The 13,070-nt window shown below is 66.1% G+C and carries 11 protein-coding genes; 3 read left to right on the forward strand and 8 right to left on the reverse strand.

Annotated elements, in window-relative coordinates; all coding sequences use genetic code 11:
* Positions 1–18: 18 nt before the first annotated feature.
* A complete protein-coding gene (locus tag ACN22W_RS35070; protein ID WP_419690771.1) occupies positions 19–2,316 on the forward strand; it encodes an LPS-assembly protein LptD in 2,298 nt (765 codons plus the stop codon).
* Positions 2,317–2,374: 58 nt separating this feature from the next.
* On the opposite strand, the gene ACN22W_RS35075 is transcribed toward ACN22W_RS35070, so the two are convergent.
* Both ACN22W_RS35075 and ACN22W_RS35080 read right to left on the reverse strand, forming a co-directional pair.
* Positions 2,375–2,740 carry a nuclear transport factor 2 family protein gene (locus ACN22W_RS35075; protein ID WP_419690615.1) on the reverse strand — a complete coding sequence of 122 codons (366 nt, stop codon included), beginning with the start codon at positions 2,738–2,740 and terminating at the stop codon, positions 2,375–2,377.
* Positions 2,741–2,789: 49 nt separating this feature from the next.
* On the reverse strand, positions 2,790–3,377 hold the full coding sequence (locus ACN22W_RS35080) for a glutathione S-transferase family protein (RefSeq protein ID WP_419690616.1): 588 nt from the start codon (positions 3,375–3,377) through the stop codon (positions 2,790–2,792).
* Positions 3,378–3,568: 191 nt separating this feature from the next.
* Here ACN22W_RS35080 and ACN22W_RS35085 point away from each other — a divergent pair, with 191 nt between their 5' ends.
* Together ACN22W_RS35085 and proP are read left to right on the forward strand one after the other, a co-directional pair.
* Entirely contained in the window at positions 3,569–4,489 is a 921-nt protein-coding gene (locus ACN22W_RS35085; RefSeq protein WP_419690617.1) for a LysR family transcriptional regulator, read from the forward strand.
* A gap of 273 nt (positions 4,490–4,762) precedes the next feature.
* Positions 4,763–6,232, forward strand: a complete 1,470-nt coding sequence (gene proP / locus ACN22W_RS35090; protein WP_419690618.1) for a glycine betaine/L-proline transporter ProP — start codon at positions 4,763–4,765, stop codon at positions 6,230–6,232.
* Between the two features lie 33 nt (positions 6,233–6,265).
* Here proP and ACN22W_RS35095 read toward each other — a convergent pair whose 3' ends face one another.
* From ACN22W_RS35095 to ACN22W_RS35120, 6 genes are all read right to left on the reverse strand, one after another.
* Positions 6,266–7,090: an alpha/beta fold hydrolase gene (locus ACN22W_RS35095; RefSeq protein ID WP_419690619.1), complete on the reverse strand. Its 825-nt coding sequence runs from the start codon at positions 7,088–7,090 to the stop codon at positions 6,266–6,268.
* Positions 7,091–7,285: 195 nt separating this feature from the next.
* Entirely contained in the window at positions 7,286–8,377 is a 1,092-nt protein-coding gene (locus ACN22W_RS35100; protein ID WP_419690620.1) for a lactonase family protein, read from the reverse strand.
* A gap of 91 nt (positions 8,378–8,468) precedes the next feature.
* Entirely contained in the window at positions 8,469–9,821 is a 1,353-nt protein-coding gene (locus tag ACN22W_RS35105) for a TRAP transporter large permease (protein WP_048249031.1), read from the reverse strand.
* Positions 9,822–9,825: 4 nt separating this feature from the next.
* Positions 9,826–10,398, reverse strand: coding sequence for a TRAP transporter small permease (locus ACN22W_RS35110; RefSeq protein ID WP_419690621.1), 573 nt, complete (start codon positions 10,396–10,398; stop codon positions 9,826–9,828).
* Positions 10,395–11,381: a TRAP transporter substrate-binding protein gene (locus ACN22W_RS35115; RefSeq protein WP_419690622.1), complete on the reverse strand. Its 987-nt coding sequence runs from the start codon at positions 11,379–11,381 to the stop codon at positions 10,395–10,397. Before ACN22W_RS35115 ends, ACN22W_RS35110 begins: the two co-directional genes overlap by 4 nt.
* Positions 11,382–11,826: 445 nt before the next feature.
* Entirely contained in the window at positions 11,827–12,912 is a 1,086-nt protein-coding gene (locus tag ACN22W_RS35120) for a helix-turn-helix transcriptional regulator (protein WP_419690623.1), read from the reverse strand.
* Between the last annotated feature and the right edge of the window lie 158 nt (positions 12,913–13,070).

The raw sequence follows: 13,070 nt of genomic DNA on the forward strand, positions 1-13,070 counted from the left end.
CGTCTCCGCGCGTCGGCGATCGCGCTGCTCGTCGAAGCCGCGCTGTCGATCGCGATCTGCGCGCCACGCGACGCCGACGCGCAATTGCTGAACGCCGCGGCGGACCCGTACCGGATCGGCGATGCGTGGGGGCTGCGCATCGCGTCGCAGCTCGTCGAGCATCCGCTCGCGACCGGCCAGGTCGCGACGACGTTCGGCATCGGCGCGACGGCCACCGGCACCGTCGACCAGGACCTGTCGCTGCACGGCAACGCCGAACTGCGCCGCGGCCCGTCGGTCGTGAAAGCGGATGCGATCCACTACGACGCCGACACCGACATGACCGACGCGTACGGCCATGTGCGGGTCGTCCACGACGGCAATGCATTCGCCGGCCCCGATGCCCATCTGCAGCTCGACAGCGTCGAAGGCACGATGACGTCGCCGCACTACCGCTTCAACCTCACGGGCGGCTCGGGCTCCGGCACGCGCGTCGACCTGCTCGACGACGCGCGCGAGGTCGTCTACGACGGCACCTACACGACCTGTCACTGCACGAAGGATCCGGCGTGGTATCTCGGCGCGTCGCGGCTCGATCTCGACAATGACGCCGGCGAAGGCGTCGCGCACGACGGCGTGCTGTTTTTCGCGGGCGTCCCGGTGTTCGCGTCTCCGTGGATGTCGTTCCCGCTGAACGGCGAGCGCCACAGCGGCATCCTGCCGCCCACGTTCGCGGTCAGCTCGACCAACGGCGACGACATCGCGGTGCCGATCTATTTCAACCTCGCGCCCAACTACGACCTGACGGTCACGCCCCGGCTGATGACCAAGCGCGGCGCGATGCTGACGACCGACTACCGCTACCTGAGCCCGACCTATTCCGGCTCGCTGTCCGTCAGCGTGCTGCCGGATGACGCAACGACGCACACCAACCGCTACTCGATCGCGTTCCAGCATCGCGAGAACCTCGGCAACGGCTTCGCCGCGTATGCGAACTACAACCGCGTGTCCGACGCATCGGTGCCGTCGGACTTCTCGAGCGCGAACTCACTCGTCGTCGGTTCGCAGACGCTGTTCCAGCAGGAAGCGGGCGTCACCTACAACCACGGACCGTGGTCGGTGCTCGCGCGCGTGCAGAACTGGCAGTCGTTCACCACCACGCCGCCGTACAACCGCGAACCGGAGCTCGATGCGAAATACACGCGCTACAACGTCGGCGGCTTCGATTTCGGTGCCGACGTGAACGCGACGCGCTTCACGATCCCGACCGCCGATTCCACCGAAGGCAACCGGCTGACGTTCGACACCTCGGTCAGCTACCCGATCGTGACGCCCGGCTGGTATGTGACGCCGAAACTCCAGTGGCATGCGGCATCGTACGACCTCACGTCGATCGGCAGCGACGCGCCGGCCGGGCAACCGAAGAACTTCACCGTCAACGTGCCGACCGCGAGCCTCGACATGGGCGCCACGTTCGAGCGCGCGGTCCGATTGTTCGGCATCGACCTGATCCAGACGCTTGAACCGCGGCTGTACTACGTCTATACGCCGTACCGCAACCAGACCTTCGCGCCGGCGTTCGACACCGCGCCGCTCGACTTCGGTCTCGCCGAGATCTTCACGAGCAACCGCTTCGTCGGCGACGACCGCGTCAGCGACATGAACCGCTTGACGGCCGGCGTCACCACGCGATTCGTCGATGCCGGCAGCGGCACCGAGCTCGCGCGCTTCGTGCTCGCGCAGGAGTATTACTTTCGCGCGTCGCAGGTCACGATGCCGGGCGACACGCCACCGACGGTCGGCCCGTCCGACGTGATCGCCGGCGCCGCGTTCCATCTCGGCACCGGCCTCGAGCTGCAGCAGGCCGTCGAATACAACCAGTCGAGCAACGAACTGACCCAGGCCACGGCCGGCATCGACTGGAAACCGGCAGCCGGCAAGGTGATCAATCTCGCGTACCTGTACGCCCGTGCCAACGCGACCCTCGACGACGAGCCCGAGAACCAGGTACTGCTGTCCGCACAATGGCCGCTGACGCATGCGTTGTCGGGCGTCGGCTCGGTCGACTACGACCTGGCCGCGCACCGGCTGGTCAGCGGGCTGCTCGGGTTCCAGTACGCGGCCGACTGCTGGGCCGTCAGCGTCGCGCTCCAGAAGTACACCAACTACAACGGCACCACGTCGCCGACCACCGGAACCCGTGTGCTGATGCAGTTGCAGCTCAACGGGCTGAGCCGCATCGACAACGGGCTGCTGCAGCAATTCCGCGCGAACGTGCCCGGTTATTCGACGCCGACGCTGCCGGCGCCGACCTCGCGGTTCACGGATTATCCGTAAGCTGTCTCGACGAGCGATTCATTCGACGCGGCGAATAAACCACCCGCCCACCGCACGCCTACGACGGCTCCGAATCGAGGAACACATAGAGCGCGGCGATCTTCCCGTCGCGCACGATGATCACGTCCACGCCCGTATATTCGGGCGCTTCGCCGCGCGGCCCGGAACCCCACGCGATGCGGCCGGCGTTATGAAGTGCCTGCGGCTTGCCATGCGGCGTGTAGACGAAATGCGGATGCGTCGCGCGCAAATCGCCGGCAAACTTGTCGAGCGCGTCGTGCCCGACGAACGTGCCGGGCGGCACGTAGAGCACACAGTCGTCGGTGTAAAGCGCTTCGATCGCGGCGCGTCGGCGCGCCGCATCGCCCTCGCCGAACACTTCCTGCAGATTGCGGTCGAGCAGTTCATGGATACGGTCGTTCATTTTCGTTCTCCTGATCAAGTGACGTAAATAGCCAAAGCATGCCCTCGCGTTACCGCGCGAGTGCCAGGGTTTTATCGACGGCAGTGACGACCGCCGGGCGCGCGGCGATTTCGTCGTACCAGCGTGCGACGGCCGGAAAGCGGTCGAGCGACGCGCCGATCAACTGATGGCGCCACATCCATCCGAAGTGCGCGATGTCCGCGATGCTGTATGCATCGCCGGCCACGTATCGGCTGCGTTCGAGCCCATGCTCGAGCACGCCCAGCGTCCGATCCACTTCCGCCAGCGCGCGCGCTTTCGCGTCCGGTTCCGGCGACGCCTGAATCGCCACCCGGAAGGCCTGCAGAAAAGCCGGGCTCAACCCCGACGCGTGGAAAAACAGCTGTTCGAACACCTTGCCGCGTTGCGGACCGTCGCTGGGCAGCAGTTGCCCGGTCTTCTCCGCCAGGTACACCAGGATCGCGGCCGACTCGCTCAGTACGATGTCGCCATCGGCGTGAGCCGAGCGGTCGACGAGCACCGGCACCTTGGCGTGCGGATTCATCGCCCTGAACGCGTCGGTCTTGTGCTCGCCCCGGCGGAGGTCGACGGGCACGAGCCGATAGTCGACCCCCATCTCTTCCAGCGCGATGGGCACCTTGACGCTGTTGGGCGTCGCGAATGCGAAAACTTCCAGCATGGCCGATTCGGGATCGCCGGCGGCGACGGCATTCTTTCTTTCGAGTTTGGGTTCCATGATTCATCTCTGTGTTGCGGTGAGACAAATGTATGGCGCCGTGCTATTTTTCGAAATAGAAACGATTGCAAACCATCATTGCAAATATGTCGATGTCGAAACTGCCGGATTTTGAAGGTTTCGCGATGTTCGCGAAGGTCGCCGAGGAAGGCTCGTTCGCCGCTGCCGCGACGGCGATGGGCGTGTCGGTCGCGACGGTTTCGCGCGCCGTGACGCGCCTCGAGGAGCGGCTCGGCGGGCGCCTGTTCAACCGCACGTCGCGGCGGCTCGCGCTCACGGATTACGGCCATACGCTGATCGAGCGGGCGGCGAAGCTCTACGCCGATGCGGAAGACACGGAGGATTTCGCGCGCGAAACGTCGAGCCGCCCGCGCGGCCTCGTCAAGCTGGCCGCGCCGCTGTCGTTCGGTGCACGCTGGGTTGCGCCGCTGCTGCCCGAATTCTTCGAGAGTTATCCGGACATCTCCGTCGATCTGCACCTCACCGATACGCATTCCGACCTGATCGGCGAAGGCTTCGACGCCGCACTGCGTATCGCGATCCTCGAAGACTCGTCGCTCGTCGCGCGGCTCATTGCGCCGGTTCGCCGGTTCGTCGTCGCGTCGCCGGCTTATCTGTCGCGCCACGGCCGCCCGCGGCATCCGCAGGAGCTCAGTGCCCATCCGTGCCTGACGTACGCGAACCGAAACCAGCGCGACGTGTGGCGCTTCACGCGCCACGACGGCGAAACGTGCGCGGTCACGCCCGGCGGGATGCTGCGCGGCACCAGCGTGGAAGCGTTGCTGCCGACGGTGCTCGCGGGGCTGGCGATCACCGAGTTGCCCGAGTTCGCCGCGACGCCGTATTTCGCGGACCGGCAACTCGAACCGATCCTGACCGACTGGCGCCTGCCCGAAGGCGGCCTGTACTTCGTCACGCCGTCTGCACGCGCACGACCGGCCAAGGTCAGCGCGCTCGCCGATTTCTTCATCGCGAGGCTGGCGACGGCCGAGTGGCGTGCGCCGGCCGGATAGCCGCATCCGCTCGCAAACGCGCGATTCGGCGCAACGGGCACCGCTCGACGCCGTGTCGTTTACAACCGGATCACGGGCGCATCGCCGATAGCCGGTTGCGCCTGTTTCTCTAAACTGGTTCGCACATCACATCTGCCCGGTGTCGCCCGCTGCGCGCGTCACTCGACCGACATCGAGGCACCCATGAGACATTCGCCTTCGCTGTCCATCGGCCCGCACCACTCCACTGCATGTCTGCCCGGCCGGCTGCCAAGGCAATTCCAGGAGAGTTCATTGAGCCCGTCGCAAGCGCACCCCGCGAAAGCGCGATCTTCGCGCAAGTCCGTCAAGCTGGATGACATCACGATCGTCGACCCTGCCGTCCTCAAGCGCGCGGTCGGCGCGATGGCGTTCGGCAATGCGATGGAATGGTTCGACTTCGGTGTCTACAGCTACATCGCCGTCACGCTCGGCAAGGTGTTCTTCCCGTCCAGCAGCCCGTCCGCGCAGCTGCTCGCGACCTTCGGCACGTTCGCGGCCGCGTTCCTCGTACGCCCGCTCGGCGGCATGGTGTTCGGCCCGCTCGGCGACCGCATCGGCCGCCAGCGCGTGCTCGCCGCGACGATGATCATGATGGCCGTCGGCACCTTCGCGATCGGCCTGATCCCCAGCTACGCATCGATCGGCATCATGGCGCCCGTGCTGCTGCTCGTCGCCCGCCTCGTGCAGGGCTTCTCGACCGGCGGCGAATACGGCGGCGCGGCCACCTTCATCGCCGAATTCTCGACCGACAAGCGCCGCGGCTTCATGGGCAGCTTCCTCGAGTTCGGCACGCTGATAGGCTACACGCTCGGCGCGGCGACCGTCGCGTTGCTGACCGCGACTCTGTCGCAGGAAGCGCTGCTGTCATGGGGCTGGCGCGTGCCGTTCTTCATCGCCGGCCCGCTTGGCCTCGTGGGCCTCTACGTACGGCTGAAGCTCGAGGAAACACCGGCGTTCAGGAAGGAAGCCGAAGCACGCGAAGCGGACGAACGCGCGCGGCCGAAGCAGGGCTTCGCAACGCTGCTCGTCGAACAGTGGAAGCCGTTGCTGCAATGCGTCGGCCTGGTCCTGATCTTCAACGTGACCGACTACATGGCGCTGTCGTACCTGCCGAGCTATCTGTCGGCGACGCTGCACTTCCGCGAATCGCATGGCCTGTTCATGGTGCTGCTCGTGATGGTGCTGATGATGCCGATGACACTGTACGCCGGGCACCTGTCGGACAGGGTCGGCCGCAAGCCGGTGATGATGGCCGGCTGCGTGGGCCTGCTCGTGCTGTCGGTGCCGGCACTGATGCTGATCCGCACCGGCGGCATGCTGCCCGTGTTCGGCGGGATGCTGATCTACGGCACCTTGCTGTCGACGTTCACGGGCGTGATGCCGTCGGCGCTGCCGGCGCTGTTTCCCACCCGGATCCGCTATGGCGCGCTCGCGATCGGCTTCAACGTATCGGTGTCGCTGTTCGGCGGCACGACACCGCTCGTCACCGCGTGGCTGGTCGATCGCACCGGCGACCTGATGGTGCCCGCGTACTACCTGATGGGCGCGTCGTTCATCGGCATCGTGTCGGTGCTCGCGCTGCGCGAAACGGCGCGCCAGCCGCTGCCCGGTTCCGGGCCGTGCGTGGCGAGCCGCGCGGAAGCGTTGAGCCTGATGCGCGGGGAATTCAATGACGCACGCGGCCGCGACCGGAAGCTCGCGCCGCTCGGCGAGCGTGCGTAGTGCCGTGCCGCAGGGGCTCGCCGTGCGTGCGTGTCAGTTCGACGACAGCCGTTGCCCGTCGAACCAGTCGAGCAACGCGCGCGTGACGAACGCGGGATTTTCCAGATTCGAGATGTGGCCGGCATCCGGCACCAGCGCATGCGCGCAACCGATCACGCTCGCCATCTTCACGGTTTCCGACGGCGGGCGCGCCATGTCGCCCGCGCCGCACATCAGCAGCGTGCGCTCGGCATCCAGTTCGGCCAGCGCCGGCAACGTGTCGGGTCGGCCGAAGATCAACCGGCCGAGCGGGACGATCGATTGCCGCAGCCGGTCCGCGGGCAGGTTCGCCAGCGCATCGCGGAACGCGGTCGGCACCGGGTCCGCCAGATTGACGTCCAGCCGGAAGAACAGCGGCACGATCGCATCGAGCAGCGGCGGCGCAATGCGGCCCGCGGCCGCAATCGCATCGAGCATCCCGAAATAGCGCAGGCGCGTCGCGTCGGGTTCGGCCTCCAGCGACGCATCCATCAGCACGAGCGAACGCACGCGCTGCGGTTCGCGCAATGCGAGCCGTGCGCCCCACATCCCGCCGACGCTGAGCCCGACGATCGCGCATTGTTCGATTTCCAGCGCGTCGAGCAGCGCACTCGCGTGCGCGGCGAGATCGTCGAGCGTCTGCGTGCCCTCGGGCAATGCGCCTGATGCGCCATGCCCCCACAGGTCCGGCACGATCACGCGATACTTGCGCGACAGCGCGTCGATCTGCGGCGCCCACATCGCCGCGTCCCACAGATAGCTGTGCCCGAGCAGCACCGGAAAACCGGCGCCGCGATCCTGGTAATGCAGGGTACTGCCATGAACGATGTGTGCGGGCATGTCGCCTCCGGGTGTCAACGCGATCGGCGACGACCCTGAAACGGGCGCCTCGATCAAGGGCGTTCTGCGGCGAACGCGAAGCGGCGAATCATCGCACAGGTTGATGACGCAGCGTGTAACGACCCGCACGCCACGCGGCGACGAAAACGCTGCGCATACCGCATGCGCGAACGACGCCACCCCGTCCGCCGAACATCAGTTCGCCCCGTCGTACGACACGATCTCCACCCAGTTCGCACCGTTGCCGACCGGATACTTGCCGATCCCGTCGAGGCGGCCCGTGTTGCGGTCGATCCGGTAGACGGAAAGCGTCGGCGACAACTGCCCCGCAGCCAGCAGATAGTTGCCCGACGGATCGATGCCGAAGCCGCGCGGTTGCTTCTCGGTTGCATACGTGCCGACCCGCTCGAGCTTGCCCGACGCGGCGTCGACGCGATACGCGGCGAGCGTGCTCGACGTGCGCTCCGACGCATACAGGAATCGCCCGTCCGGTGTCAGGTGCAGGTCCGCGCCCCACGGCTTGTCGCCGTGAAAGTCGGGCGGCAGGATCGACACGGTCTGGATCGGCCGCACATCGGCCCCGCCGCGCGACAGCGCGAGCACATGCAGCTTGCCGTCGAGCTCGTCGATCAGATACGCGAAGCGCCCGTTCGACGAAAACACGAAATGGCGCGGGCCCGACTTGTCCGGCAGCCGGCAGGCCGGCGTCGCGACGTCGGTCAATGTTCCCGTCGACGCGTCGAACGGCAGCCGCAGCCACGCATCCGCACCGAGCACCGACGCGAACGCATGGCGGCCGTCCGGCGACAGCCGGATCGCATGCGCCATCGGGCCCGTCTTCACCGTCTGCTGCACGTCGCCCGCGACGCCGTTCTCGCCGATCCGGTTCACCGCAAGCAGGTTGCCGCCATATGAAGCCGAGAACAGGTAACGGCCGGACGCGTCGGTCGACACATAGGCCATGCTCTCCGCGAGCGGCGCGCGCCCCAGCTCGATCAGCCGTCCGTCAAGCGGGTTGATCGCGAAGCTGACGACGCGATACGGCGTCGAGCGCAGCGCCGCATAGAGGCGATGATGATCGGGCGACAGCGTCATCGGCATCACGGTGCCGCCGACCGGCACGGTCTCGATCGCGGTCAGCGCGCCGTTCGACGGATCGACGCTGAACACCGAGATGTCGCGGCTGTCGCTGTTCGATACGTACGCGTACGTCGCCGCGTGCGCGAGCGACGCGGCCATCGCGAACGCGGCCACCGTGACGGTACGCCAGAGTGTCTTCGAGTTCATGGGGCTTGAAGTGAAGTAATGGGAACGGCGGACATGAAAACGGCGCCGGACAACCTGAGTCGTCCGGCGCCGCGACGGGCGAAGCGCGCGCTCAGAACACCGCGTGCCCGCTGATGACGCTCGGCAGCCAGGTCGAGAAGAACGGCAGATAGGTGACGATATTGATCGCACTGAAGATCGCGAGGTAATACGGCCACGCCATCTTCGTGGTCTCGCCGATCGACACGTTGCCGATCGCGCATCCGACGAACTGCACCGATCCGATCGGCGGGTGCACGAGGCCGAGCGAGCAGTTCAGCAGCAGCATGATCCCGAACTGCACCGGCCCGACGCCGCACGCCATCGCGATCGGCAGGAACAGCGGCGTCGTGATCAGGATGTGCGCGGCCATGTCGACGAACGTGCCGAGGAACACCTGGATGATGTTGATGTACAGCAGCATCAGCCACGGCGCGGCGGTCGACTGCTTCAGCAGCCCTTCGATCGCATCCGGAATCTCCAGGTACGACATCTGGAAGCGCAGCATGTTGGACACCGCGATCAGCAGCAGCACGACGCCCGTCGTGCGTGCCGCATGCGACAGCGCGCGGCGCAGCTTCGCGACCGTCAGCGTCCGGTAGACGATCGCGGTCAGCACGAGCGAGTAGACGACGGCGATCGCGGCCGCTTCCGTCGCGGTCGCAATCCCCTTCGCGACGCACACGAGGATGATCGCGATCACCATCAGCCCGGGCACCGCGCCGACGAAGCTGCGCAGTACCGCATACCAGCCGGGAAACGCGGGCAGCGCGGACGAGCCGTCTTCGCGGCGCGGATAACCGTGACGCACGGCCTGCCAGTACGCGGCGGCAAGCACGAAGCCCATCACCCACAACACCGGCAGCAGCCCCGAGAACAGCAGGTCGCCGATCGACACGCCGCTCACCGGCTGGCCGTGCAGCATCCCCGTGATCCCCTGCGCGGCGAACGCGTAGATGATCATGTTGGTCGACGTCGGCATCAGCGCGCCGGCGAGCGATGCATGCGTCGTCACGTTGACCGCGTACGCGGCGCTGTAGCCTTCGCGCTTCATCAGCGGAATCACCACGCCGCCCATCGCCGACGTATCGGCGGTCGGCGAACCCGACACGCCGCCGAACAGCGTACAGGCGACGACGTTCGCCATCCCGAGGCCGCCGCGGAAATGGCCGACCGTCGCCTGCGCGAAGCGCAGGATCCGGTCCGCGATGCCGCCGTGCAGCATCAGTTCGCCGGAGAAGATGAAGAACGGCACCGCGAGGAACGAGAATGCGTTCATTCCCGAGACCATCGCCTGCATCGCGGTCGCGATCGGCAGGCCCTCGACCATATAGGTCAGCACGCAGGCTATCCCGAGCGCGAACGACACGGGCACGCCTAGCACGAGAAAAATCAGAAAACTGACGGACAGGATCGCGAGTTCCATGGCGTTATTGTCTCGACGAGGGACGACGAAGCGCGAGCAGGTGCTCGAGCGAGAAGAGGATGATCGCGATCGCCGCGGGCATCGCGATCAGGTAACGCACGCCTTCGGGCAGCCCGATGATCGGAATGCGGTCGCCCATCGTCTCGGCGGCCATGCTGCCGCAGCCGACCATGATCATGATCGCGAACGCGATCAGGCTCAGGTGCTGGATCGCGACGACCACGGTGCTCGCCTTCGGCGGCAGCCGGCGCACGAGCGAATCAAGGCCGATATGGCCGCCGTCGCGCACCTTCATCGCCGCGCCGAACATCGCGATCACGATCACGAGCAGCAGCGCGATCGGCTCCACGAAATCCGGTGCATCCTCGAACACGTAACGCATCACGACCGCGTAGAACACCAGCACCGTGAGCACCGCGAGACAGAGCGATGCGATCACGGCCAGCACGCGGAACAGCACGTCGTTCACGCAACGCAGAAACGGCGCGGCATGCGGCCGCGCCGGCGCCGCGCCGTCCGGGGCGGCGGCCGACGAACCCGCGGCCGCCGCGCTGTTCAGGGAAGTGCGACGCGTCACTTGGTCGCCTCGATCTCGTCGACGATCTGCTTCATCTGCGGCGTCTTCTCGTACTTCGTCCACAACGGCTGCATCGCCTTCACGAACGCCGCGCGATCGATCTGCGCGGCCGGCAAAATTTTCGCGCCGCCCTTCGTCACCGCCTGCTGCGCGGACGCCTCGCGCGCCGTCCACAGCTTCTGGTAGTACGGCACCGAATCGGCCGCCGCCTTCTTGATCGCCGCCTGCTCCTGCGGCGACAGCGTGTCCCAGATCTTCTTCGAGAACACCAGCACTTCAGGCGTCATCGCGTGCTGCGTTTCCGAGTAGTCGGGCGCCACTTCGTAGTGCTTCGTTTCCTCGTACGACGGCATGTTGTTTTCCGCCGCGTCGACGAGGCCCGTCTTCAGGCCCGTGTACACCTCGGCGAACGGCATCGGCGTCGGCGTGCCGCCCATCGCCCTGATCTCGTCGACCATCAGGTCGGACGGTTGCACGCGCACCTTCAGCCCCTTCATGTCGGCCGGCGAGCGCACCGGGCGCTTCGCGTAGATCGAACGCGCGCCGCTCCCGTAGAACGTCAGCGCGATCATCCCCTTCGCCGTGAACGCATCGAGGATCTTCTGGCCGGCCGGGCCGTACATCGCCTTGCGGAAATGGTCGACGTCGCGGAACAGGAACGGGAACGACGGGATCAGCGATTCCGGCACGATCTCGTTGAACGACGCCCCGTTCACGCGCGCCATGTCGATCGCACCGATCCGGACCTGGTCGACCGTGTCCTTCTCGGAGCCGAGCGCGCTGTTGCCGAACACCTTGATCGAATCCTTGCCGCCCGTCTGCTTCGACAACTCGTCGCCCATGAACTTCACCGCCATGTTGGTCGGGAAGTTGTCGCCATGCACGTCCGCCGAGCGGAACACGCGCGCCTGGGCGGACATCGCGAAGCCGGCCATCAGCGCGACGGCCAGGGCGGTACGGGAGCCGGTGAATCGGTGCTTCATGGTGAGTCTCCTTGATGGTCGATCGTTGTTGTGTGGCGATCCGCCGGCATGCGCAGGCTTCCGCGCCGTGCTCGCTGACCGCAGAGTCATACGTCGTATGACGTGTTGACGCGAATGTACGTCGGTTAATCGTTTAACTCACTTGGTGCATACCCCTATAACCGTTGTCATCACGGGTTTTCGGCGTATTTCGAGGAATCGCTTTCTCTGTTTTAGTGATTTTTAGCGAAACGTTTTCCGGAAATGGGTGCGCATTTGAAGCGCGCACCTGCGCCGTTGCTTTCTGAACGCTCGAAAGCAATCTTTCGCTTCGCTTGACGTAGTCATAGGATGACTGACTACGATGCCGAGAGGCCGGCGTGATGCCGCGGCGACACACCAAGTGCGGCAGAACCGGGAAGGTACGACAGGGAATCGGTGGCAAGCGTCGGCGCTCGCCACGCCGTCACGTCTGCATGACCAGCGACGTCAGTTGCGACGCACGCGCCACTTCCGTCTTCGCATAGATCGACTTGATCTGCGTGCGGACCGTGCCGATCGACACGCCGCGCAACGCCGCGCATTCCTGCGGCGACAACCCGTCGCAGCACAGCAGCACGGCGAGATCGGCTTCGGCCGACGACAGGCCGTAGAACACGCGCAGCCGCTGCGCGCGGGCCGACGGCGACCGCAGGTCGGCGGCCGTCATCAACGCCGCGACGCCGGAGCGTTCGCGCGCGAGCCGCGACTGTCCGGGAATCGGCATCAACGCAAGCGGCAACGGTTCGCCCGTCGCGCGCCGCAGCAGCAACCCGCCGCGCGCGAATGCGTGCCGCCACTGCGCATCGTCGATGCAGCCTTCCGGCGCGAAACGCCCGTTCAGGATCCGCATCGCCGGCTCCGCCGCGATCAGTTGATCGGCCGCGCGATTCGTATAGCGCAGCTCGCGTCGCTCACCGAGCAGGAACACCGGCACCGGAATCGCATCGAGCGCCGACTCCGCGGCGGCCACGCGCGCCTCGAGTTCCCCGATACGCGCCTGAATCCGCAGCGCGCGGCTGATATGCGCCCCCATGATTTCGATGGTGCGGCGCTGATCGTCGGAAAGGCCTTGCGATTCGGGGCCGCCCTGTACACTGAGGAATGCGCCGGTGCCCTCGCCGCGATGGATATACAGGCCCGAGATGCTGCCGAGCCCGTATGGATGCAGGAATTCCTGATAGAACACGCTGTGTGCGCGCTCTTGCCGAGACAAGTGCTTGACGTCCTCGAACCAGCGGCCTGCCGGCCAGTTGCCGGCGATCGGTACGACTGGGTCGTACCGGTAGAACTCGGTGTTGTAGGTGCGGTAACACGCGGCAACCCAGGACGGATCGTCACCCGCCGCCCGCTCGATCGCCGGCACCCTCGCCGCTTCGTCGAACGACAGCAGCGTGACCATGCGCACGCCGACCGACGATCGCAGCCCGTCCAGCACCGTGTCCCACCGTTGATCGCCGAGTGCCGCAGCGTAGAGGTCATCGACCCACGCCAATGGAATCAAACCGTTCATTTGCATCTGGCCACCCCGCGCCGTGCGTTTTTGTCGAACGTCTTTGGCGAATCTTACTCAATCGGCGGCATCGTTCAAATTACCCGTCTGCGTTTGATCGAAATACCACGTTTGTTACCGTTTCTCGTCAGACGTAATGGCCACATTCGGCCGGCACG

Origin of the sequence: Burkholderia theae (assembly GCF_048565265.1) — a bacterium.
Lineage (GTDB): Bacteria > Pseudomonadota > Gammaproteobacteria > Burkholderiales > Burkholderiaceae > Burkholderia > Burkholderia theae.